The organism is Parasediminibacterium sp. HNIBRBA5674 (assembly GCF_056745525.1).
In genome coordinates this window covers 1-24,951 of the sequence record NZ_JBQWIE010000035.1, presented here as the reverse complement: position 1 = coordinate 24,951, position 24,951 = coordinate 1, and the positions used below count along the sequence as shown (strand labels likewise).

General features: G+C 36.6%; 22 protein-coding genes. 12 read left to right on the top strand and 10 right to left on the bottom strand.

The genetic code is table 11. The annotated features are described in order from the left end of the window. Nucleotides 1-159: 159 nt before the first annotated feature. From ACT9TX_RS15140 to ACT9TX_RS15130, 3 genes are all read right to left on the bottom strand, one after another. On the bottom strand, nt 160-1,275 hold the full coding sequence (locus tag ACT9TX_RS15140; protein ID WP_481339525.1) for a tetratricopeptide repeat protein: 1,116 nt from the start codon (nt 1,273-1,275) through the stop codon (nt 160-162). Nucleotides 1,276-1,310: 35 nt separating this feature from the next. After that, the gene (locus ACT9TX_RS15135) at nt 1,311-2,741 is read right to left on the bottom strand and encodes a hypothetical protein (protein WP_481339523.1); all 1,431 of its coding nucleotides are present in this window, start codon (nt 2,739-2,741) and stop codon (nt 1,311-1,313) included. A gap of 182 nt (nt 2,742-2,923) precedes the next feature. After that, entirely contained in the window at nt 2,924-3,424 is a 501-nt protein-coding gene (locus tag ACT9TX_RS15130) for a YkgJ family cysteine cluster protein (RefSeq protein ID WP_481339522.1), read from the bottom strand. Between the two features lie 97 nt (nt 3,425-3,521). On the opposite strand from ACT9TX_RS15130, the gene xerD reads away from it, so the two are divergent. After that, entirely contained in the window at nt 3,522-4,448 is a 927-nt protein-coding gene (xerD, locus tag ACT9TX_RS15125; RefSeq protein ID WP_481339520.1) for a site-specific tyrosine recombinase XerD, read from the top strand. A gap of 76 nt (nt 4,449-4,524) precedes the next feature. On the opposite strand, the gene ACT9TX_RS15120 is transcribed toward xerD, so the two are convergent. Beyond that, nucleotides 4,525-5,535, bottom strand: a complete 1,011-nt coding sequence (locus tag ACT9TX_RS15120; protein WP_481339519.1) for a carboxypeptidase-like regulatory domain-containing protein — start codon at nt 5,533-5,535, stop codon at nt 4,525-4,527. 106 nt (nt 5,536-5,641) lie between these two features. Between ACT9TX_RS15120 and ACT9TX_RS15115 the strand changes: the two genes are divergently transcribed. The 3 genes from ACT9TX_RS15115 to ACT9TX_RS15105 all read left to right on the top strand — a co-directional run bounded on the left by ACT9TX_RS15115 (nt 5,642) and on the right by ACT9TX_RS15105 (nt 8,348). Continuing rightward, a complete protein-coding gene (locus tag ACT9TX_RS15115; RefSeq protein ID WP_481339517.1) occupies nt 5,642-6,208 on the top strand; it encodes an RNA polymerase sigma factor in 567 nt (188 codons plus the stop codon). After that, nucleotides 6,198-7,391 (top strand): hypothetical protein, encoded by a 1,194-nt coding sequence (locus ACT9TX_RS15110; protein ID WP_481339515.1) that lies wholly within the window; start codon nt 6,198-6,200, stop codon nt 7,389-7,391. Before ACT9TX_RS15115 ends, ACT9TX_RS15110 begins: the two co-directional genes overlap by 11 nt. Nucleotides 7,392-7,520: 129 nt before the next feature. After that, complete coding sequence (locus tag ACT9TX_RS15105; protein WP_481339513.1) at nt 7,521-8,348, top strand: DUF2911 domain-containing protein; 828 nt, start codon at nt 7,521-7,523, stop codon at nt 8,346-8,348. A gap of 195 nt (nt 8,349-8,543) precedes the next feature. Here ACT9TX_RS15105 and ACT9TX_RS15100 read toward each other — a convergent pair whose 3' ends face one another. Next, on the bottom strand, nt 8,544-9,041 hold the full coding sequence (locus tag ACT9TX_RS15100; protein ID WP_481339511.1) for a hypothetical protein: 498 nt from the start codon (nt 9,039-9,041) through the stop codon (nt 8,544-8,546). 323 nt (nt 9,042-9,364) lie between these two features. Here ACT9TX_RS15100 and ACT9TX_RS15095 point away from each other — a divergent pair, with 323 nt between their 5' ends. The 7 genes from ACT9TX_RS15095 (at nt 9,365) to ACT9TX_RS15065 (ending at nt 14,034) form a co-directional block, all read left to right on the top strand. Then, entirely contained in the window at nt 9,365-10,288 is a 924-nt protein-coding gene (locus tag ACT9TX_RS15095; RefSeq protein ID WP_481339509.1) for a hypothetical protein, read from the top strand. A gap of 124 nt (nt 10,289-10,412) precedes the next feature. After that, nucleotides 10,413-11,255, top strand: coding sequence for a methylated-DNA--[protein]-cysteine S-methyltransferase (locus ACT9TX_RS15090; protein ID WP_481339507.1), 843 nt, complete (start codon nt 10,413-10,415; stop codon nt 11,253-11,255). A gap of 143 nt (nt 11,256-11,398) precedes the next feature. Continuing rightward, the gene (locus ACT9TX_RS15085) at nt 11,399-12,013 is read left to right on the top strand and encodes an alpha-ketoglutarate-dependent dioxygenase AlkB family protein (RefSeq protein WP_481339505.1); all 615 of its coding nucleotides are present in this window, start codon (nt 11,399-11,401) and stop codon (nt 12,011-12,013) included. Nucleotides 12,014-12,045: 32 nt separating this feature from the next. Then, nucleotides 12,046-12,618 (top strand): pentapeptide repeat-containing protein, encoded by a 573-nt coding sequence (locus tag ACT9TX_RS15080; RefSeq protein ID WP_481339503.1) that lies wholly within the window; start codon nt 12,046-12,048, stop codon nt 12,616-12,618. A 51-nt stretch (nt 12,619-12,669) separates the two neighbouring features. Further along, nucleotides 12,670-13,197 (top strand): STM3941 family protein, encoded by a 528-nt coding sequence (locus ACT9TX_RS15075; protein ID WP_481339502.1) that lies wholly within the window; start codon nt 12,670-12,672, stop codon nt 13,195-13,197. 20 nt (nt 13,198-13,217) lie between these two features. Beyond that, nucleotides 13,218-13,547 carry a hypothetical protein gene (locus ACT9TX_RS15070; RefSeq protein ID WP_481339500.1) on the top strand — a complete coding sequence of 110 codons (330 nt, stop codon included), beginning with the start codon at nt 13,218-13,220 and terminating at the stop codon, nt 13,545-13,547. 25 nt (nt 13,548-13,572) lie between these two features. Continuing rightward, on the top strand, nt 13,573-14,034 hold the full coding sequence (locus ACT9TX_RS15065; protein ID WP_481339498.1) for a nuclear transport factor 2 family protein: 462 nt from the start codon (nt 13,573-13,575) through the stop codon (nt 14,032-14,034). A 184-nt stretch (nt 14,035-14,218) separates the two neighbouring features. On the opposite strand, the gene ACT9TX_RS15060 is transcribed toward ACT9TX_RS15065, so the two are convergent. Next, the gene (locus tag ACT9TX_RS15060) at nt 14,219-17,089 is read right to left on the bottom strand and encodes an alpha/beta hydrolase family protein (RefSeq protein ID WP_481339496.1); all 2,871 of its coding nucleotides are present in this window, start codon (nt 17,087-17,089) and stop codon (nt 14,219-14,221) included. Between the two features lie 177 nt (nt 17,090-17,266). Here ACT9TX_RS15060 and ACT9TX_RS15055 point away from each other — a divergent pair, with 177 nt between their 5' ends. Beyond that, complete coding sequence (locus ACT9TX_RS15055) at nt 17,267-18,250, top strand: hypothetical protein (RefSeq protein WP_481339494.1); 984 nt, start codon at nt 17,267-17,269, stop codon at nt 18,248-18,250. 535 nt (nt 18,251-18,785) lie between these two features. Here the strand turns inward: ACT9TX_RS15055 and ACT9TX_RS15050 are convergent. From ACT9TX_RS15050 to ACT9TX_RS15035, 4 genes are all read right to left on the bottom strand, one after another. Beyond that, the gene (locus ACT9TX_RS15050) at nt 18,786-21,305 is read right to left on the bottom strand and encodes a DNA gyrase/topoisomerase IV subunit A (RefSeq protein WP_481339493.1); all 2,520 of its coding nucleotides are present in this window, start codon (nt 21,303-21,305) and stop codon (nt 18,786-18,788) included. A gap of 136 nt (nt 21,306-21,441) precedes the next feature. Then, nucleotides 21,442-21,819 carry a four helix bundle protein gene (locus ACT9TX_RS15045; protein WP_481339491.1) on the bottom strand — a complete coding sequence of 126 codons (378 nt, stop codon included), beginning with the start codon at nt 21,817-21,819 and terminating at the stop codon, nt 21,442-21,444. A gap of 37 nt (nt 21,820-21,856) precedes the next feature. After that, nucleotides 21,857-22,675: a DUF1835 domain-containing protein gene (locus ACT9TX_RS15040; RefSeq protein ID WP_481339489.1), complete on the bottom strand. Its 819-nt coding sequence runs from the start codon at nt 22,673-22,675 to the stop codon at nt 21,857-21,859. 77 nt (nt 22,676-22,752) lie between these two features. Beyond that, a complete protein-coding gene (locus tag ACT9TX_RS15035; RefSeq protein ID WP_481339487.1) occupies nt 22,753-24,642 on the bottom strand; it encodes a DNA topoisomerase IV subunit B in 1,890 nt (629 codons plus the stop codon). Between the last annotated feature and the right edge of the window lie 309 nt (nt 24,643-24,951).

Here is a 24,951-nt window from a genome sequence, read left to right as displayed (position 1 = left end):
ATTATTTTTGAGCCAGCATGTGGATTTCTTATCAGCACCTGTTGCGTCGCACACTTGTACGTGGATAACTCTGTGCAGCAATTTGTGGTCTTTGAGGTTTCGGATTTATGATTTATCAATACTCTAAAAATTAGCATTTTGTACGCTTAATCGCTGCAACTATAATTCCTCTTTCTTTAACAGCGCAACGGCTTCTTCTCGATATTTCCAGTAAGGTTCGTAGTATTTACCACCTAATTCTATGGCTTTATCGTAACATGCAATTGCCTTTTGCAAATTGTCTTTACCACCTAATTTAAAGTAGATATAGCCCTTGTTATTGTAAGCATAAGTGTAGTTACTATCTAAAGCTAAAGCGCTATCGAGGTCTTGTAGCGCAGATTGATATTGCTGTAGGTGTATTTTTATAAACCCTCTATTATTGGTAATCCAAGCATTTTGGGGTTGCTTTTTAACGGCAGTATCTATGTCTACCAACGCTTCTTGATATTTACCAGAATAAACTTCCGCTAAAGCTATGCTGGCATAAGCCTCAGCATTTTCCGGCTCATGTATAATTACATTTTTACAATCTTCTAATGCTTTATCATAAGCCTTTAACTCTAAGTAAAAACCAGCCCTTCTATACAAAATGTACCAAGGATTATAGTCTTTACTCGAGTCTACAGCAATTGCACTTATGCGTTTATACACCAAACTATCTTGCTTTAAGTAAATCTCATGTTCAATCATGTTAAACAAGGCTTCCAAGTTATTAGTGTCTATTTGAAAAGCTTTGTTATTATCTGCATACCAACCATTTATGTCTTTTTGCCAACATTTAATTTCTCCTCTTGCAACATAAAATGGTGATACTTTTTTTGAAACAGAATCCCTTTTTATGCCTTCATTAATAATTGCTAGTGCATCATTATAAAATTTATGATACGCCTTACGGCTAGCTAACTCATAATAAGCATCTACACAATTATTACATAGTTTTTTAGCAATGGCAAATTCTTTAGTTGATTTTTTTGTGTCGCCCATTTCATCGTATACTACTGATAATAATGCATGAGTAATAGCACATGTAGGACAAAGCTGTACACATATAGTTGCAGATTCTAAAGCCGCATCGTACTGCTTTTTATTAAGCTGTTCATAAGTTTTCTCATAAAAAAAATCATACGTGTTAATATACACCCTATCTCCTTTTACCTGATAATTACTAAGCTGTGCTTGCAGGCAGCTTGATATTAACAGCAGTTTTATAAATATTGCAACAAAATATTTCATAATTAAAATTCTAAATCAAAAATTTCAAATCAAAACTATCTCACCACCTCATTTACCCAGCCATTTTTATACGCATACAATTTACCATGAATCATCATTTGCTTGCCATTGCGCAAAGGCGTGAGGTCTACAATATCTTCATCCATAAAATGTAGGCTACCATTGGTTTTAAGGGCTATTTCTATATATTCTGGTCGTATGCCAATTCTATTACCGCAAGCAATAACTTTTACAGGCTTTTTAATAGTTTCTGCTAATGAAATATCACGTACAGGTGCCCAACTATCTGCCAATAAAACCACATCATTACAATCGCTACATAAGTCAATACCTTTAATAATGGCTTCGCAGTCATTCTCTTGAATGTCGTTGTTTTGGCATTTATCCATGGTACTAATAATCTGCTTTGACAACTGAATAGCATCTTTATACACCTCGCCATAAATACCCCCTGTTCTACCTATTTTTTTATAGTCATTATTTCTACCATCACCATCATTAAAGCACACCACATATTGCACATTGCTTTTTTCAGCCTCTGCATTTATCCATGCAAAAACTTGCGCCACGTAAGGACTCATGCTGCTAGTAACATCAGCTACTACCAGCATTTTGTTAAAGTGATTGCGCTTTAAAGTCTTTAATACACCAGAATCACCCAACGAACGCAATTCTGGCGGCACAAGTTTTACACTTGCCTGCAATGGTGACGCCAATAAAAAGAAAACAGAATCTTTTTCTCGTAAAAACCTTGCACCCATATCTGGCATTAGCTGACTGTTTTTCGCTTCTTTGTAAGTAAAAGACACAATGGTATCTTTTGGTGCCGCCATCTTTTGTAATACAGGTTTATTAACATCGCTTTTTCTTAGCGGCCTGTTGTATATAACCACACGTTGCCTTTGTAAACCATTGTGTATGGCGCTCCAGTTGTTCACCTTTTCTTCTACAAAAGGCACTTCTGCTGGTACATTTATTAAAGTAGGCGTTACAGACTTAATCAGGTCAATTTCTTTCTTTTTACTAACCACCGTTTCTGGGCTACGATAATTAACTACAAAACCGTGTAACATAGTAGCAGCAGACGCTTTGTCTTTACCATCTAACTGTCTAATAATTTGCCAAAGTGTGTTGGGTTGCTGCGTTGCAGTTGGCACTAAATCAGCCAAAGCCTGTAAGCGCCTTTTGTTTAAAGCCACTAAATTTTGATTAGCAGGATAATCTGTAAACAACAAATCAACTGATAAAATTTGGGCGTTTTGCAATTTGTAAACACCTGTAGTATCTATAAAACTGCTACTGCCATAATTCATTTGCAACACCAATGTTTCATTGCCTACTTTAGCTAATTGATAAGCAGGCATACGTATAATATTATTGGCCAAAACAGAGTCAATTAAATTACCCGTTTGTGCATTTGCCATTAAAGCAACTACTGCTAACAATCCACTTAAAATATATTTCATCAGTGCGTTTTGAGTTCTCAGTTCTGTATTTTTAATTCTAGGTTTTGTGTTCTTTCTTCTTGCTGCTTGACACTTACACTTGATTTCTACCTCTTGCCTCATAACTCTTTGCCTTTTCCTTTTCTATGGTCTATCGACTATCGTCTATTGTCTTCCTATTTGCCTTACATCTCTTTGCCTCTTTACTTTAGCAACCTTTCTCTCATTTTCTCAACCATTTTAAAAGTTGCTGGGCAAAAGGTTAAGTTTTGTTTGTGTACATGCATATAAGTGTTCATTTTCTTCTTCGTTAAATGAGGAAAACCAGCACAATCATCTGGCCTTACTTCATAAATACTGCACATATTATTTTGCTTATTTAAAAACTGGCAAGGCATAGACTTATTAATCCAATCAGGATCATTACCATGTTGGTACAACCATTTGTCTTTAAATTCTTTGGGCTTAATTTCAAAGTGAGCAGCAATACGTTTGATGTCTTTGGGCTTAAATGTTGGCGTCATTGTTTTGCAGCAATTGGCACAACTTAAGCAATCCGTTTCTTGCCACACTTCTTTGTCAATCTCTTCAATCATAGCATCTAGCAAGGCAGGCGGATTCTTTTCTATTCTGGTTAAAAAACCTTTAAACGTAGTTTTGTGTTTTGCAACTTTCAACTTGAACGAACGTAGGCTAACTTGCATGCTTAATAATGGTTAGAGATGTTAGTGGTGAGTAAATATAACTTTAGCAGCAACTACATCCAAAAATGAACCTAGTATCAACAAGAATTTAACCTTTATGTGGGACGCTTATAAAAAAGGATTTAAAGCTTATTTACAATTAGAAAAATCGCTGAGTGACAATTCGGTAGAGGCTTACTTGCGTGATGTGGAAAAATTAACTAGCTATCTAGAAGTTAGCAATACCAGCAAAAGCCCCGCTGACTTAGTATTGAAAGATTTGCAAGGCTTTATAAAATGGATTGCAGAACTTGGTATGACATCAACCTCACAAGCAAGAATTATTTCTGGCATTAAAGCCTTTTACAAGTACTGTATTTTAGAACAAATATGTACCACCGATCCTTCTACCCTATTAGATGCGCCCAAAACCAAACGCTTACTACCAGACACTTTAAGCTTTGAAGAAATAGAAAACATGATTGCTGCCATAGACTTAAGTAAGCCTGAAGGCGGCCGCAACAAAGCCATTATTGAAACCATGTACAGTTGTGGCTTGCGTGTAAGCGAAACAGTAAATTTAAAAATCAGTTGCCTGTATTTAGATGTAGGTTTTATACGTGTAATTGGTAAAGGCGATAAAGAAAGATTGGTACCAATAGGCAGAGATGCCATAAAATACATTCAAATTTATAGAGACGAAATACGCAAACATCAACCCATACAAAAGGGCTTTGAAGATTTTTTATTTGTAAATAATAGAGGCAAATTATTAAGCCGAGTAATGATTTTTTACATCATAAAAAATTTGGCCGCTAAAGCAAATATTAAGAAAACCATTTCACCACACACATTGCGCCATTCTTTTGCTACGCACTTGGTAGAAGGCGGTGCAGACTTACGTGCTGTGCAAGAAATGCTAGGCCATGAAAGTATTACCACTACTGAAATTTATACCCATTTAGATAGAGACTATTTAAGAAGCACGCTGCAACAATTTCACCCTGCGTTTAAGAAGAAGCCTCTCGCAGATAATGCTGATTAACGCTGAAATTAGCTAAAAAGAAGTTGGGCAAAGCCCCCTAAAAACTTTGCCCAATTGAGACTTCTATGTTTGGTTATTATTGCACCAATATTTTATCTACCCATTGTTTCTGCGTAGCTGTATTTATTAAGCGTATGTAGTTAATACCTTGACTAATGCCAACTGGTAAACTGAACTGAACATTTTGTTTAGATACCTGTGTATTTAAGGTTCTACTCACCAACATCCTAGACTGACTATTTGAAATTTTCACCTCATAATTACCAGCTTCTTTTATTGAAATATTAATAGTTCCATTTACACTCACAGGATTTGGATACACAGTAAAAGCTTTGCTATCAATAACTTTAGACACACATTGAGACAAGGTATCTAACAGCGGCTTTTTCTCAATTTTGGGTTTACCTTTTTTAGATTGCCTTACCACAACAACTTCACCCATCCACGAATCGTCAACTATAGCAAGTTTTATAGGCTTTATCTCGCTGTTCGCAACCACCTCAAATTCTTTGGTTTTATAACCGATGTATGAAACAATTAGTGTCACCTTGTTCTTATCTACTTTTAATAAAAACCGACCGTCCGCATCTGTAGCAACGCCAATTCTAGCGTTCTTTATTACCACAGAAGCACCAAGAATCGGCTTATCATGTTCATCAACTACTCTACCAACCACCTTTTTTTCAGCTGGTTTTATGGCTACTTTGCCTACAACCATGTCTTTAAAATCGTTTAAAACAATAGTAGTATCACCAATAAGTCGCTTTTCATTTGCTTGGCTTTGTGCATTTGATTGCTTAAGCATTACAAACAGCGATGTAATTGAAGCTAACCAATAACGCCAGGTTCTCTTAGGCTGTAATTGTGTTTCTATAATTGGCCTATCTAGTTGATCGCTTGTAAAATGGCCACAAGTACTGCCTTTGTTGTTCTTTAAAAAGTTCAGCACCTCGTTATCAGTCATTACACTAAAATCTACCACCACTTTTGCGCAGCTACCGCAAAAGCGTCCTTTGGCTTCAGGTGTCATTGCGTCCCAATTTTCGTGGCAAGGTGTAGGTATATGGATTTGTAAATCGTTTGTCATACAGCGCAGTTTTTAAAGTGATTTTTCAAGAAGATGCAACTACTAGAACGATTACATAAATGTTTTCAAAAAAAATTTCCTGTACTTTCATCGCACCATCAACAGCATGATAAACAGCCATTCACTAAATACTTATACCGATGAGCAATTGGTGTTGCATTACAAGCAACATCAACAACAGCAGGCTTTGGCAGTATTGTATATGCGCTATGCAGATTTGGTGTATGGTGTATGTGTGAAGTATTTAAAAGACCAAGATTTTGCAAAAGATGCCGTGATGAATATTTACGAGGCATTAACCAATAAACTATTGCAACACAACCCTGCCAATTTTAAAAGTTGGTTGTATGTGTTGGCAAAAAATTGGTGCTTAATGCAATTACGTCGAGAAAAAGGCAAAGGCTTTTCAGAATTACCAGAAACTTTTATGCAATTAGAAGATAATTCGCATCTTGAAGCAGTATTGGCAAAAGAAAATAGTTTAAACAGTCTTGAAAATTGCATTGAACAGCTAAATACTGAGCAGCAACAAACCATTAAACTGTTTTATTTAGAAGAAAAATGTTACAACGAGATTACAGAAATTACTGGCCTAGAATGGAATAAAGTGAGAAGTTTGATACAAAATGGTAAAAGAAATTTGAAAATTTGCATGGATAAGCATGAGCAATAATAGCAACATATCATCTTACACTATCACGCACATTAGCAGCTATGTTAATGGCACAATGAGCCGTGAGGATATGTATGCTTTTGAAAAAGCCATGCTTACTGACCCTTTTTTAGAAGATGCCGTTGAAGGTTTTAGAGAGGCTAATATTAAAAAAGCAGAAACAGATTTAGCAGCCATTAAAGCGGCACTTTTACCAGAGAAAGAATCGGCTAAAATTGTTCCATTTTATATTGCTTATAAAACATGGTTTAGCGCAGCCGCAGCCATTGTTATTGGCACCATTGGCGCTATAACATTTGCTATTTTAAAACCTAACACCAATAACCAACAAGTAGCCATTGTAACACCAGCAATAGAAAAACCAAAAGCTTTTATTGACACAACGCATTCAATTAATAATAGCCCAATAGTTGTTAATAAAAAGGCTACACTTACTATTTCTTCAAGTAAAAAACAACCAGTAATTGTAGCAGATAGAGAGGAGGTACTTTCATTAGCAAAGCAAGCAACTATAAGTAGTTTGCAAGATGATAAAGTAAAAGCAGATAGTTTGTATACCAGTTCTTCTGTTGCCAAACTTTCAGAAAAAGAAATTAAAAGCAAAACACCTATTAGTATTGACCAATCATTACAAGGCAAGCTTGCAGGTGTAGCTGTTGACAATAAGTTAAGTAAGAAAATGGGTCCTATGAATACCATTAATTCAAATAATGGATATATAACCAACACAAATAATACGCAAAACTTTTTCGCCATACCAGCAAAAGACTCTACCCAAACAGCCAAAAATACCCTCGATGAAGTGATTGTGATTGGTTATGGCAGTGTCAAAAAAAGAGATGTGTCCGCAAGTGTTGCAAAAGTTACCATCGACCCACTAGATTCATTAATGCCTGTAGGTGGCTGGCAGTATTATAGCAAATACATGAACCAAAAAATTGGCTTTATTGGCGATACTACTAGCAACAATCATTTAGTAATTACAGATAGAACTGGCCATAAATTGGATGATATTGACATTGAATTTTCAGTAGACAAAGAAGGTAATGCTTATAATGTAAAAGTAATTACCGATGTAGATACCTCACAAGCTAAAACCATAGCCAATGCGGTAGTTGAAGGCCCTAAATGGATTAGCCGAAAAAAGAAGAATAAAGTAAAAATTCCACTAAAAACCCCATAACGTAATAGTCGTTATCACTTAAAACTTTAGCTTCGCCACCGTTACTAAACAGTTATTAACCCAACAAAAACATTGGCTTGTGGTTTTTACTGTTACACTTTTTGCAAAAACTAAACAAACTAGAATTTCATGAAACGATTATTAATGCTTGCTGCTACGTTTGCAGCCGTTACAAGTTTTGGTCAGGTAAATATGCCACAACCAAGCCCTACACAAACTATTAAACAAAACTTTGGCTTAGGTTCTGTAGAGTTAAATTACTCTCGCCCAGGTATAAAAGGTCGTAAAATTTTTGGTGATGTGGTACCCTTTGACAAAGTATGGCGTACTGGTGCTAATGGTGCTACTATCATCAATTTTAGTGATGATGTAATTATTGGCGGCACTATCGTAAAAGCTGGTAAATACGGTTTACTATCTATCCCTAGTAAAAAAGAATTTACCTTAATTATTACCAAAGACCTTACTGTAAACCAACCATCATTGTACAAACAAGAGAACGATGTGGTGCGTGTAACAGCACCAGTAGTAAAAACTTCTGATGCGGTAGAAACGCTTAGTATGCAATTTATCAATGTAAAAAACGAAAGTTGTGAGCTACAAATTACATGGGATAAATTGGCCGTAAGCCTGCCTATTACTGTAGATATTAAAGACCGCATTAAAGCCGATGTAGAAAAAAACTTAGCTAGCGACAAACCAAACTATCAAGCAGCAGCTTCTTTTTACTTCGAGTGGTTAAAAGACAACAGCAAAGCCCTAACCTTAATTACAAAAGGTGTAGAACAACAAAAGGATGCTTTCTGGTTGTTCTTGTTAAAAGCTAGAATAGAAAAAGAATTAGGCGATAAAGTAAGCGCAAAAGCTAGTGCTGAAAAATGTGTTGAACTAGCAACCGCAGCCAAAAACGGTGACTATGTACGCATGGCACAAGAAGATATTTTGAGGAAATTGTAATCTAGTTTCTCCATCAAAACAAAATCCCCTCACTAATAAATTAGTCAGGGGATTTTTTATGTTGCCAGCTTTGGCTATACTTATCATCGTCAGTTGCGTCCCACACTTGTACGTTCTGTTCTTTATGAATCTGTGCAGTTACATAATTTAAATGCATACACAATTTTAAAAACATCTAGTTATTACGCTACAAGTTTAAAAATTACCTTTAAACGTACCAGAAAAAGTAATAGATGCACCAGCCAAATTTGTTGCTTTTGTAGTGTATGTACCCTCAATAGAGGTAGTAGAAATTGAGGTAATAGTTACAGATCCATTACCAGTTGATGATAATGAACTTACATAGCTATCATTAGTAGCCATACCAGCCATATAAGTTACTTGTGCAGAAAAATTAGAAGGTGTTTGTGCTAACGAATAAGTACCAGGTGCAGTAACATTAATAAACTGAATTAAAACCGACTTCAAGGGCGATGAACTTATAATACCTGTTATTGATATAGAAGTAGAACCACTTGCAACCTGCCTATTAAATACAGCAGAAGTACCACTAACATCAAATGTAACGCCACCAGTACCAGTTATCTGACCTTGCGTTGCGCCAAAAGTCTGTGTACCAGAATCTTTTTTACAACCAAATAAGCTTGCTGAAATTATCGCAACGCTTAACAACAAAACTCCTAATCTTTTCATAATCTATTTTTTTACAAAGAAAAACGAAAAGATAATTAATAATAATTCTAATATGTTAATGAATTGTAAAATATCTTCAACTGAATTTTGCAATTATTTGAAAAAATTTCTGTCTAGTCCTAGAATAACGATACAAGATTAACAATAATAAAAGTACGTTTTTAAACTGCCTTTTTTATTGTTTAATCTAAAGTAAAAAAGACAGCGTGGATAAATAATCTGGCTATAAGTGATAAGTAGAATAATTTTAACCACTTTATTTCGTTACTTGTTTAAGTAATTTTAACCGCTGGTTTTAGAAAACCAAAAAACTTTTTGTACTCATGAAAAAAATAGCAATCCTTACAATTTTCGTCGCTTCAGCTTTTGCAGCTGGTTCACAGGTAAAAAAGCCTGTAACTAAAGCCAAAAAGGCATATACCACTTACAAACCACGAACTTATAAAACACCTGCAACAAGTAACCCTTCAACGTCACCATCAACATTTCCTAATTACAATCCTGAACCAAAGAATGTAGTATACCAATACATTGATACTGCTATGCCTAATAGCGAAAACCAATTTCCAATGATAGGCAATATTGGTATTGGTACAAAAACGCCGCAAGCTGCACTAGAAATCAAACGCAATGCTGGCGACACTAGACGTAAAAATATTTTATTACAATTGAGCAATAGTTGGTCACCAAATGGACAAAATGAACCAAGTATTATGTTTTCAAATGGTGATTTAAGCGATCCTAAAAATGTAAGCTATTGGACAGTTGGCGCTAGAGTTTCTGGCGATAACACCATCAAATCGCCACAAACATTTAAAATTTGTTACAAAGCGCCTGGTATAGATTTAGACCAAGAAGTTTTTTCAATTGATAGCTATCATGGCAAAGTAAAAATTGGTGATGTAAGTACCAATTACGATGGTTACAAATTGTTTGTAGAAGAAGGTATTTTAACAGAAAAAGTAAAAGTAGCCATTAAAAATTCAGAAGATTGGTTTGATAATGTATTTGAATCAGACTACAAATTGATGAATATTTACGACTTAGATGGCTTCATAAAAAAATACAAGCATTTGCCAGATATGCCTACCACTGAAGATGTTACAACTAGTGGCCTTGACTTAGGTAAAATGAATGGTTTGCTATTGAAAAAAGTAGAAGAGTTAACCCTATATATGATTGACTTAAAGAAACAACTAGACGACACAAAAAAAATGGTAGATGAATTAAAGAAACAACAGAAATAAACAGTCTAGTATTTTACAAAAGCCTTGCAATGTTGCGAGGCTTTTTTGTTTTGGGTAAAATACGCAAGAATCGGATTTTATGATGCTTATATGCAGGTTACATTTGTGCAACAAACCAGTTTTCATGAGCGAAACAAACACAATGATGTACCACAAAATAGCAGACGCTATCAACTATATCAAAGCCAATTTTAAAGCACAACCAAGCCTTGATGAAATTGCGGCTAGTGTGCATCTGAGTCCTTTTTATTTTCAAAAATTATTCACTGAATGGGCAGGCGTAAGCCCAAAAAAGTTTTTGCAATACACAAGTGTGCAATACGCAAAAAGCTTGCTACAACAGCCCACTACTACCCTATTTGACACTGCTTTAGAAACAGGTTTATCTAGCAGCAGCAGGCTGCACGATTTGTTTGTAAATATAGAAGGTATGACACCTGGTGAATACAAAAATGGTGGTGAACATTTGCAAATAAAATACAGCTTCGCTAATACAATTTTTGGCAACATCGTAATTGCATCTACACAAAAAGGTGTTTGCTACATTGCTTTTGTAGAAGACAATAACGTTGGATTTACTGATTTGCAAGCACATTTTTCTAAAGCCGAGTTTATTGAACAAAAAGACGAGTTTCAAGAACAAGCACTGAGCATTCTTTCTAAAGATTGGAAGCATTTGCCACAAATAAAACTACACTTAAAAGGCACCGATTTTCAGCTAAAAGTATGGGAAGCTTTACTAAAAATACCCATGGGGCAGCTTACAACTTATGGCGATATTGCCAATACCATCAATAGCCCTAAAGCCTCAAGGGCTGTGGGCACAGCTATTGGTAGTAATCCTGTGGCGTTTTTAATTCCTTGCCATAGGGTCATACAAACAACGGGCAATATTGGTGGCTATATGTGGGGGCCAACGCGTAAAACAGCTATCATTGGCTGGGAAGCAGCAACAATTTTTCAGTAACATTTGTTGTAAAAACAAATGAACCACATAGGCACAGTAGACACATAGCAAAACCGAGCAAAATAGTATTTTAATGTGCCCTTATATCACTTTCTATGTGTCTATATGCCTATGTGGTAAACTAAAAAAGCAACTTTGCAAAAATGGATTTATTCAATCAAATACCACAACAAGACATCAACCTTTTGCCTTACGATGGCATAGTAAAATACTATGGCAAATTGATGTCGATAAACCAAGCCAATGATTATTTGCAAGCATTACTCACCACTATTGAGTGGCGCAACGATGAAGCGATTATGTTTGGTAAACGCATCATCACCAAACGAAAAGTAGCTTGGTATGGTGATATGAATTTTGAATACCGATACTCAAACGTAACAAAACAAGCACTGCCTTGGACAGAAGAACTAAAAGTACTTAAGCAATTAGCAGAAACAACAACTGGCGAGACTTACAACTCTTGCTTACTAAATCTCTACCACACTGGTGAAGAAGGTATGGCATGGCACAGCGATGGTGAAACCGATTTAAAAAAAGATGGTGCTATTGCATCATTAAGCTTTTGCGCAGAAAGAAAGTTTGCTTTTAAACACAAACAAACGCAAGAAATAGTTTCGGTAATGCTACAACATGGCAGCTTACTTTTAATGGCTGGCACTACACAAACGCATTGGTTGCATCGCTTACCACCAACCACCAAAATACAAACACCCAGAGTAAACCTAACGTTTAGAACTATTGTAAATAAAAGCTAGCTTTACGGTTATATCAACACTTTCATTATCAAATGTCACACTCATTTTTTGACGACCAAACCTATACCAATATTGACTTTACGCTAAAAGGCTTACCAGAAGGCGAATACGATAATTGTAGTTTTGAGAGTTGCAATTTAGAAGGCGTAAACTTAAATAACCGACAATTTTCTGAATGTACTTTTATCAACTGTAACCTTAGCAATGCGCAAATAGAACAAGCTGCTTTTAGAGACGCAACGTTTAATACATGCAAACTGTTAGGCTTACGCTTTGATACTTGCAATCAATTTATTTTCTCAGTTGGCTTTTCAAATTGCACTCTTAATCTTACTTCTTTTTACAAATGCAAAATGAAGAAAACCAACTTCAAAAATTGTAGCTTACAAGAAGTTGATTTTGTAGAAACTGATTTAACGCAAGCGATATTTGACAATTGTGATTTAAGCAGAGCCATATTTGACAATACCATACTTGAGAAAGCTGATTTTACAACCGCTTATAACTATGTCATTAACCCCACAAACAATCGTGTCAAAAAAGCAAAATTTGCTACTGCTGGCTTGGCAGGTTTATTAACAAATTATGATATTGTGGTTGTGTAACTGCTGCCAACTATTTGATTCTACTTATTTTCATTGCCTTAACTATTTGCTATGCAACCAATTAATATCCCTTTAAGTAAAAAGAAAATATTACTGCTCATTTTGGGCTCAATCCTGTTTGTAGTAGCTGGCATTTGGATGTTTATTTTTCAAGCCGACCACCAAACACGTTTTAACCCTTTGTTTATAAAAATAGTAGGCATTGCTGCTGTTGTATTTTTTGGTGCAACAGGTGCTGTTGGCATTCAAAAGCTGTTCGATACACAAATGGGACTAATCATTGACCAAAACGGTATTACCGATAACTCAAGTGGTGTAAGCGTTGGTTTTATTGATTGGGCTGATGTTAGGGCCTTACGAACTAGCCAAGTAATGAGCACCAAGTTTATATTGATAGAAGTAGCTGACCCTGAAAAATACATTAGTAAAGCCAGTAACTTTAAAGCCAAATTGCTGCGCCAAAACCTCAACATGTATGGCACGCCACTGTGCATAGCATCAAACACACTTGACTTTAGTTTTAACGAGCTAGAAAGCTTATTGCACAAGGCTTTTAATGATTATAAGGTAAAATTATAGAAGCGAAATAAAATATTTTTATGAAAGCTACTGTCTATTCTAATGAGTTAATAATTGGAGAAGCAAACTTGCAAATAGTGGATGAAAATATGGGTTGTATTTCTGGTAATTTTATCCCTTCTAACAATTATTATGGTTTTATACAAGAGGCTGTTTGGGAATTTTGGGCAACACCAAAGCCTAATTATCTAAAATGGCATGCCTTAAACTTGCATGTAAAACTTAGCAATGGTCACGTCTTGTATCCAGAAGGTGGATACAATATTAATGACCTTAAAGAAATGCCTGATGAGCCAATAACAATAGATATCATAGGGCTATCCCCTAATACAATTGCATTATTCAAATAACACACAAGCATAAAAAAAATATTTCATGAAACCTTTCTTCCTATCACTCATATTATTTCTAACACTTGCAACTCAAGCCCAAGAAAAGAAAGTAGCGCCTACATCGCAGCAATTGTACCATACTATTCGTGTGCAAGACAGCCTACTATTTGCAGCTTTTAATGCGCAAAACCTAGCTTTAATGAAAACGTTTCTCTCGCCTTCGTTAGAGTGGTTTCAAGACAATGGCGGGCTGATTAATTACGATACGGTTTTTATCAATTTTGCCCAAATGTATACAAGGCCCTACAAGCTTACACGTACCTTAAACGAAGGCAGCTTAGAAGTGCATCCTATAAAAGATTATGGTGCTATAGAAATAGGTTCGCACCAATTTAAACACATAGAAAACTGCAAACTTGAAGTGGGTACGTTTAAGTTTTTAATGATTTGGAAAGAAACCAATGGTAAATGGCAGATTACCAAAGTGGTGAGTTATGATCATTAGACATTTATTCTCACAGATTAGGTAGGCATCGCAGAATACAAGCAATAAAAATCCCTCTAGTATGCTAAACTAGAGGGATTTTTTTATTAAGAAGTAAGATCTAAGAATTAAGATACAAGACACAAGGTTCAAGAAACAAGAACACAAAACCTAGAACCTAAAACGATAAACTTCAAATTCCAAACTAATTTCCTAACCCCCAATCTCTACCTTTCATGACAGCAGGTACGCCCTCAGTCAACCATTTGGTAGGTTTTTCGCCTTTTAATAGCCAGTCAAAATATTGTTGTAAACGTACTTGTATGTCTTTACGATTGCGTCTTTCTACAAGGTTATGCGCTTCATTATTATACACTAGCAACCATACAGGTTTATTCAATCTACGCATGGCTGTAAAGTACTCAATACCTTGATACCAAGGCACTGCACCATCTGCATCGTTACTCATAATTACCAATGGTGTTTTTACTTTTGGTAAATGGAACAATGGCGAGTTCTCTATGTACAGTTCTGGTTTTTCCCAAATGGTAGCACCTATGCGGCTTTGCGTTTTCTCATATTGAAATTGACGTGTAACACCGCTTTCCCATCTAATGCCGCCATAAGCACTAAACATATTTACCACAGGCGCACCAGCCCAAGCAGCAGCATATAAATTGGTTTGTGTAATTACGTAAGCTGTTTGATAACCACCCCAGCTTTGCCCTTGAATACCAATTTTGGTACTATCTACAAAGCCTGCTTTTACTACCGCTCTTGTACCGCTTACTATGTAGTCAAAAGCGCTTTTACCTGGGTGACCAGTTTTGTACCAAATGTCTGGCACAAATACAATGTAGCCACGGCTTACAAAAAATGGAATGTTAATAGAAGAAGCACTAGGTGCAGGCGAACGATAATTGTGTAAGGTTTCATTGTTACGCTCATAGAAGTACACAATCATTGGATATTTTTTCTTAGGGTCAAAATCTTCTGGTTTGTACAATACACCTTCTGTTTCTTTGCCAGTATAAGCTTTCCATTTAAACAGTTCAGAAGTGCCCCAATTGTAATTGGCTTGCTGCGGATTGGTACTAGATAATTTTACTTCATCAGCACCATTTAACTTACGTACATACAAGTTTGGTGAGGTTTCAAATGTTTCTTTGGTAAATGCTAATAGGTTAGCATCTTTTGCTTTTAAAATACCACTATTGCCACCAAAACCAGCAGCACCAAGGGCTACAGGCTCTTTAAAGATAGTGGTTGGGCTGATTTTATTTTTTAGGTTTAGTTGTGCTAGACCAGCGCTTTTATCATTCTCGTCAAATATTCTAAACAGCAACAACGCATCGTTTTTAATAAACTTCTCATCAGTATCTACACTTGCATAGCGATGTTCAATTTTATTGTATCTACCAAAAGTTAAAGGGATACTTCTTTCCCCACCTTCTGTAGCAACTTTCCATACATCGTAATGGTCGTTTATCAATACATATTTATCGCCTTCCATCCACTTGGCTATACCGTAAGGGTTAGCATCATCTGGCACATCATTGTCTTCATCATACAATGGATATTTAATGTCAGTAGCTACTGCATATAACTTTTGCGTAGCACTATTGTACATAGTGTAGGCTTTCTTTTTATCCTCGTACACCAGTAAATATTTACCAGCATAAGATGGATACACATTGCCTTTAAAGTTGGCCAATATTAATTTACGTTCGCCAGTTATTGGGTTTAGGCTATACAAATCACTAAACGTACTGCCCAGCCATTGGCGAGCCACACGTTTACCAAAATCAGTCCCTGTATAGAACACATCACCATCACCATCTAAAGTTTGTTGTACACGTGGAAATTTATCATCTGCCAAAGGCACAATGCTATTGTTATCAAAATCGTATCTAGCCAAATAACTCTTACGTGTATCGGCTTCTACATTTTTTAATTGTACCGTCATCAAATCATCATCATGGTAATTCCATACATCTAATGTGGCTCTTTCAAATTCTGGCAACGTAGTATCTTTTGGTGGTAGCACAACAGATGTACCTATAAACAAGCGCTTACCACTTTCGCTAAAGTCAATAGTGGCAAACTCACTAATGGTATGCTTTGCAGTCAAACCTTTGGTATTTCTATCAGCCAATAATTTGGCACTATCTAAGCCTGCTTTGTAATAATACAATTTGTAAAACTTCTGTGATTCTTTTTTAGCACTGTCTCTTTCTGCTACAAATGCCAACTGCTTGCCTGCATCATCAAACGCAAAAGACTTTGCATCGTTAAACGCTTTTAATACCGTATCTATATGTTTGGTATCGGTGCTTAATTGTAATACCAAAGCTTTACTACTGGCATCGCTATTTTTCTTGGTCGTTTTTACTACGGCTAGGTTACCTGTTCTACTTACCACGTAATCATTTACTAGCATAAACGATTTCTTTTGGCCTTCGGTTAAATACTTAACCACAAGCTCAGTACCTTCTTCACCATCGTTGGCTGCACCTGCACCACCTCTAGCACCACCACCTCTTCTTGCAGGTGTAGGTGCAGCAGCAGTTTCTGTTCTAGCACTATCAGTTACTCTTGGTTTTGATGTATCAGCGGCTGGTTTTTCTAGCAAATACAACAATACATTGCTTGCTTTCTCAGGTAGTTTATAGCTTTTTACCGCTGGTATTTTTTCTATGCTAGCTGTAGCAATGGTTACAATAGCCAAGCTGTCTTTTGGCATATCAGCAGGTGCTTTCTTGGCTATTTTAGCAGTACGTGTTTGCGCAAATGTTGGCTTAATTTTAAACACCACATACTTGTTATCTTCAGTAATACGAGCACTGTAGCCACGTTCTATTTCTAACAGGTTTTTACCGTTTGTTTCTTGAATGACCAAGGTAGCATCACCTTCTTGCGGGGTAACGGTGTACACTACAAACTTGCCATCATTACTAATTAATTTCTCTGCTAAGGTTTGCCAACCATCATACACCGAATGGTCAAGTGGTTTCTTTTGCGCTAATAGCCCTTTTGCCACAAGCAGCACCAATAACAATAAGTACATCTTCTTCATGAGCGTTAATTAAGTTTTGGCTAAAATATCTAAAAAATAATCGCCACTCTTACAATTGCAAGCTTTTATTATGAACGGGGCGTTATATTACATCCTTATATCGATTTTTTGTTTTTGGGCATAAACATTGCTTAGCTAGCAGCGTACTTTATATTATTGAAAAGACACAAAACTTCTATGAAAAAAAACTTATTGTTGCTAATAGCAATTATAATGGTTGGCGGTATTACGGCAATGTTACAAGCACAATCTATTAAAGATAGCTGGTACGGTATAGGCGTTGCAGAAGTGCCTAACGAAACGAATAACTACCTTGGCGAATTGATTTTAAACGAAAAAAATGGTAAGGTAACTGGCGTTTTTAGCTATTACTTTAGGGATAGTTTATTTACCAATAAAATAGAAGGCAAGTTTGATAAAGTAACTAACAAACTGTTGTTAAACAAGCAAAACATCATTTTCCATCGTTCTTACAATACAAAAACAGGTGTAGACTGCCCCATGTATGCTGAAATGACCTTACGTAATTCAAGGGTAGAAAGCGTACTTAAAGGTGCACTATATGCAGATAATGAGCACCAATTTACTTGCCCGGTTATTAACTTTAATTTTAAGCGTTTAAAAGATGTAGCACCGCCACCACCACCGCCTGCAACCAAAAAAGAATCGTACACCATATTGCCTAAAAAGAATAAAGAAGCAACCGTTATTCTACCACGCAAACCATCGGTGGTAACCAATGTAAAAACAGATACCGCAGTAGTTACTAAAAAAGCCCCTGCCACACTTGACCCTAAACAACTGTTGTATAGCAATCGACAAAAAGTGTATACACAAGAATTAGACATTGAAAGCAGTAGCATTCGTGTAGAGTTGTATGACAATGGTCAAATAGACTACGATTCTGTATCACTATACCTTAACGATAAATTGGTACTTGGTTCTACCATGCTTAAACACAGCGCAATTACTATTACACTACCACTTAGTGACAGCCTAGAATACAACGAACTAAGCATGTTTGCCGATAACCTTGGCTTAATACCACCAAATACAGCCGCATTAATACTATACGACGGTAAAATAAGGCACGAAATAATGATGATGAGCGACCTTAACAGAAACGCTACCATCAAATTAAGAAGAAAGAAAAAGCCTTAACACAAGGGCTTTTTCTTTCCTTTTATTTCCTAAAAACTTTGTTACGAGTTGGCAGTTTTATGGGAAGTAAGGGCAAAATATCAAGATAATATATTGGCGTACTTCTTAGTTATACACAACGAGCAGCCGCACATTGTAAAAAATAGTTTTAAAAATTGGCGAAACCTGGTCGGTAACCATTTTCGGGCGGTAGTATATCATTTTTTTATGGTGGCAAGCCATTTTGGGGTGCTCGGTAGCCATTTATTGCGGTGGCATATCATTTTTTTGTGGTGGTAAGCCATTTCTAGGTGGTAGGCAATCGTTTCTAAGTGGTGGTTAGTCATTTTGAGATGGAAGCAAGCCAAGCTTGACTTTGATAAGGTTTTAACATGCAGCGAGTTCAATAAATTTTACAAAGCTTTTAAAGAGAAATTATAAATCATCACATCATTTTTTACCCAACAAAAAAGCCCCCGAAAATCGGGGGCTTTTAACATATCATCACGGTATTATTGCATGCAGGCTGCCTCGTCCCTCGCAGTGACGTTAGCAATTATCCAAACAACTCAGGTTGTGCATTGTCTTCTTTAGGCAATTCTTCCCAGGTCATTTCAGCCGTTTTAGAATAGCCCATTAGCTTAGCGCCTACAGTTTTCCAGCCGGTTACTTCCATCATGCTTGCTATTTTAAACTTCACTTTGTTTAGCGTTTGTCCCTTGCCTGTTAGCACTATCAATATTGGTTCTTGTATAGAGGTGGCTGCCATTAGCATATTGCCTTCGCCTTCTTTTATAAACAGGTATTTGTTTTTTAAAGTGGTGGCTTCTATTTTAAAGCGTTTTACGTTAAACTGTTCTTTCGCTTTGTCAAGATATACCGCTGTAAATATGCTTTCAGGGTTAAAGCGTTCTATCAGCAGTATTTTCTCAGCATCAAAGCGCTGCGTTAGTTCTGTATCGGTAATTTCATAATGCCCATCGTGGTACATTACTAGCACTTTATCATCCCCTTCAAATGTGCCTAGATAATTGCCTTTCTCATCTATGTTTAAGCGGCCAAATTGCTCATCAAACCACAGTTTTCTACCAGCCAATGTGCTTCTACCAGCTTCTTTAAACTTAATGTTTTTTACAGGGTATTTGGTTACGGTATTACCTTGGCTGCTGCGGCCTTTAATTTCTAGTTCTTCAAAGTAAAAATCTAGTTCTTTAATTCTAGCCGTACAGTTAGGGCTTAGTACCACTTTCACTATTTCGGCTTCGCCATTAGCATTGGCAGTAAAATAATGCACTTTACTTTTATCTGCACCCTTGGTAAGGTCGTACTCTTTATCACGTGTAATACCAGTTACGTTAAAGCGTTTGGCATAGCTTGTACCACTTTCTGCATCCAGATAAATCATATTGTACGTGGTACGTTCATCGTTCTTTTTAAAGATGGCAATGTAGATGATATCCTTACCTATAAACACTTTGTCGCCCACTTTTACCACCTTCATCATACCACGTTTGGTAAAGATGATAATGTCGTCTATATCGCTACAATCAAACAGAAATTCCTCTTTCTTTAAGCTCGTACCTATAAAGCCGTCTTCTCTGTTTACATATAGCTTAGTATTGGCAATAGCTACTTGCTGCACACTAATGGTATCAAACAACTTAATCTCTGTTTTGCGTTCTCTACCCTTACCGTATTTCTTCAGCAAGTTTTCAAAGTAAGCTATGGCAAATTCTGTAAGATGCGCTAAATCGTACTCAACTTGTGCAATATCTGCTTCAATACCTTTAATTTGGTTTATCAAATCATCAATATCTAAACGATAAATCCTACGCACAGGTTTTTCAGTCAACTTCAATACATCTTCTCTTGTAACAGGTCTTTTTAAGATAGATTGAAAAGGTACAAAAGCGGCTTCTATGGCCTGAATTACTTTCTCCCAGCTTTCGTGTTTTTGTTCTAGCTCTTTGTAAATCTTTTGCTCGAAGAAGATTTTTTCTAATGAGGTCGTGTGCCACTTATCGTTTAATTCAGCAAGCCTTATTTCTAGCTCACGGTTTAGCAAGGCTTTGGTATTATCTACCGATACGGTTAGCAATTCTTGCACACCTACAAAGCGAGGTTTGTGCGAATCGATAATACACGCATTGGGCGAAATACTCACCTCACAATCGGTAAATGCATATAACGCATCTATTGTAATATCAGATGAAATACCTGGTGCTAAGTCTACCTGAACCTCTACATTTTTACCTGTAAATTCAGTCAGCTTTTTGATTTTTATTTTACCAGCATCATTGGCTTTGGTAATGCTATCACATAACTGCGAAACAGTAACACCATAAGGCACATCACGAATAATCAAGCTCTTTTTATCTAGCTCTTCAATAATGCAACGCACCTTTACCTTACCACCACGTTTGCCTTCGTTGTAGTTACTTACATCTACCATACCACCCGTTTGAAAATCTGGATAGAGTTCAAACTTGCGGCCTTTTAGATACTTAATCGCAGCCTCTATTACTTCGCAAAAATTGTGTGGCAAAATCTTAGTACTTAAGCCCACCGCAATACCATCAGCACCTTGTGCCAATAGCAATGGAAACTTCATAGGTAATGTAACAGGTTCTTGCTTTCTACCATCGTAACTTAATAGCCATTCGGTGGTTTTGGCGTTAAAGGCTACATCTAAGGCAAACTTGCTTAGTCTAGCTTCAATATACCTTGGTGCAGCCGCCACATCACCTGTTCTTATATCGCCCCAGTTACCTTGCGTATCTATTAGTAAATCCTTCTGCCCCATGTTTACCAAAGCATCGCCAATACTTGCATCACCGTGTGGATGATACTGCATCGCCTGACCAATAATATTAGCCACTTTGTTAAATCTACCGTCATCCATTTCCTTCATTGCATGAAGAATACGACGTTGCACAGGTTTTAAACCATCCTCAATAGCAGGCACGGCACGTTCTAGAATTACGTACGATGCGTAATCTAAAAACCAGTTTTTATACTGCCCCTGCACACCACTTTCGTTCTCGTAAACCTTGTTATCAATTTTGTCTTTTGCCATGCCCCTTATTGTGTTATTACTTGTAAATATTCAATAAAGAATGTTCAATAATCAATGCTCAATCGATGAAGAAATCCTACCTAACTAAATGAATATTGATTATTGAAAGTTGAATATTGTTTGTTTCACGCCTTCTTTATTTCTTTTGATTGTTCTTTTTTGCTGTTTCTATCCCTTTGGAAATGATAGCTATTAATTCCTCATTTTCTTTTCTAATTGCATCTATTCGCTTTGCAGGCTTAATCATTTCTTTTTTAATAATTAGTTTGATGCACACTCTTGTTTCTTTCAATTCCTTCAATGCAATTTTCATCTTATGAATGAAATCATCCCTTGATTCTGCTGCTTGCACTTCACCATACAATAAACATGGTGCAAGGCCGCAGCGTATCATTTGTGCAGCTATGTAATTTCCAGCTCTATTACTTGGCAAGCTATCTACAACATCAATTACACGAGCACCAAAGTCAATAAGCCTATCCTCAAGGTCAAATTTTCGTTCTTCATTCATCATTGAAAATTGAATATTTGTTATTGATTATTGAATATTTCTACTCGCTAACTACACTTGCCAGCTTAACACTAATTTCCTTCCATCCTTTTTCCCAATCACCAATAACTTCAAGGTCTCCAAATTCTGCAAGCTTTCTTATGCGCCAAACCAAGAACACATCACCAGTTTTAATCTTCGTTTTACTAAAGATGTTACTTAGTATTTTACTCAACTTTTGTGGTTCAGCAGTAATCATCGTCAGCATTTCTGCATCGTAATGGTCATAGCCTTTGCTTACTATTTTTTTACCACCTTCAAGTAATCTTACACCACTATTTTCTCTACACAATTTCTGCCATTCATCAGGGTCTATTTCAAACTCGCTTAGCGTTATTGGTCTTGCTAGTTTCTTGGCTTTTAAAAACTCTTTCGGCTGTATTTCACTTAACCAACTTGGATAAAAAATGCCGCCTTTTTCATTAATAAACGGCAAATTATTCAAGTACAATACCTGTATTCTTCCTTGAAAATCTCGCAATTGTGGCATTAGCCAATAATAGCCACACACATCGTGTTGATTTTGCCCCATCCAAATCCAAACCTCAAGGCTTTCATCTTCATTCAATTGTTTAATGAGATTAAACACCGCCATTTTATCATCCACCAAATCAATCTGCTCTGTGTAAGGCGAATATTGTAAGGCATTTTGCCACCAATCTCTGCGTTGCTGATAGCCTTCTGTTTCGTAAATATTGGCAATTGGCCCAACTGCAAAATCATCTTTTATTTGTATTACTTCGCCTTCCAAACTAGCATCCAATGCAATAGCTTGTTGTAATACAGTTATATCCGCCTCGTTAAAAACTATGTGAATCATGCCCCTAACCCCTAAAGGGGAATTTTTAAATTTATAAAATACTTACCACCCAATTACTCCCCTTTAGGGGTTGGGGGCTAAACACCTTCCTCTACCAAATCCATCTCGAACCTCAAATTATCAATAATAAAGTCTTGACGTTGCGGTGTGTTTTTACCCATGTAATATTCTAGCAAATGCTGAATATGGTCACCTTGCTCAAGTATTACTGGTTGTAATCGCATATCATGCGTAATAAAACGCTCAAACTCACCCGGACTAATTTCACCCAAACCTTTAAAGCGTGTAGTTTCTGGTTTGTTGCCTAGCTTTTTAGTAGCAGCTTGCTTTTCGGCTTCATCGTAGCAATAAATGGTTTCTTGTTTGTTACGAACCCTGAACAATGGCGTTTCTAAAATATATACATGGCCACGCTTAATCAAATCAGGGAAAAACTGCAAGAAGAAAGTCATAATTAACAAACGAATGTGCATACCATCCACATCGGCATCGGTAGCAATGACTACGTTATTATAACGCAAACCTTCAATCCCTTCTTCAATATTTAACGCATGTTGCAGTAAGTTAAATTCTTCATTTTCATACACCACTTTTTTGGTCAACCCAAAGCAGTTTAAAGGCTTACCACGCAAGCTGAAAACGGCCTGTGTATCTACATTTCTGGCTTTGGTAATAGAGCCACTAGCACTATCACCCTCTGTAATAAAAATGGTGGTATTTTTTTGATTGAGCATATAATCTTCCCTGTTTTTTACAGGTGGCTCATCATTAAAATGCACACGACAATCACGTAATTTTTTGTTGTGTAGGTTGGCTTTTTTAGCACGTTCGTTAGCTAGTTTTCTTATACCGCTTAGCTCTTTACGTTCACGTTCGCTTTGCTCAATTCTTTTCTTTATCGCATCGGCAGTAGTTGGGTTTTTATGCAAAAAGTTATCCAACTCTTTACTTAAAAACTCCTGCACAAAGTTCTTCATGCTTTTACCGCCTTCGCTCACGTTTTGAGAACCTAGTTTTGTTTTGGTCTGGCTTTCAAACACTGGCTCTTGAACCCTTACAGCGATTGCTGCCACAATACTTTGGCGAATGTCAGCCGCTTCATAATCTTTCTTAAAAAAGTCACGAATGGTTTTTACATAAGCCTCTCTAAATGCCTGCTGATGCGTACCACCTTGTGTGGTGTACTGACCATTTACAAACGAGAAAATATCTTCACCATAGTCACCATTATGGCTCACCGCTACCTCAATATCTTCACCTTTTAAGTGAATAATTGGGTAACGCAATTCATCCTCAGGCGTTTTGCGTTTCAGTAAATCCAGCAAGCCATTTTTACTTACATAACGCTTGTTGTTAAACGTAATTACCAAACCAGCATTTAAGTAACAATAGTTCCAAAGTTGGTTATCTATATATTCATGCAAGTAGTGGTAATTTCTAAACACCGTATCATCTGCTATAAACGATACCTCAGTACCATTTTCTTCGGTAATTGCTACTTCGTTGTGTTCTTTGGTTAATACACCACGTTCAAATTCAGCCGTTTTAGCTTTGCCTTCTCTGTAAGCAGTTACTTTAAAGTAGCTACTCAAAGCATTTACCGCTTTTGTACCCACACCATTCAAGCCCACACTTTTTTGGAAAGCCTTGCTATCGTATTTGGCACCAGTATTTATTTTGCTCACCACATCTACCACTTTACCCAAAGGAATACCACGGCCATAGTCACGTATGGTCACCATTTTTTCCTTCAGAGTAATGTCAACATGCCTACCAAAGCCCATCATGTGTTCGTCAATACAGTTGTCCATCACCTCTTTCATCAACACATAAATACCATCATCAGCCGCCGATCCGTCGCCTAATTTACCAATATACATACCAGGCCTTAAGCGTATATGCTCACGCCAGTCGAGGCTTCTAATATCACTCTCGTCGTAATTCGCTGCTTTTACTATTTCTGCCATGCCCTAACCCTAAAGGGGATTATTATGTTTTGTTATAAAATTATGTTACCAGCTTTTGTGCTACTATTTAGCATCGTTGCAAGTTTATATTGAGCTTGCGAAATACCTACTTGTACGGCTCGATACTATATATTGCTTTTTCTAAACTGTGATTCACTATGGTTGAATAGATTTTCACGATGGTAAAATCTGTGTAAATCCATTCAATCTTTGTCATCAGTGTTCCTATCACCACCACAGGTGTACGAAAGATATTTATGAGGTGTTACACAATAAAACTTCATTTAGTTTTTCAGGATTTCCACCACA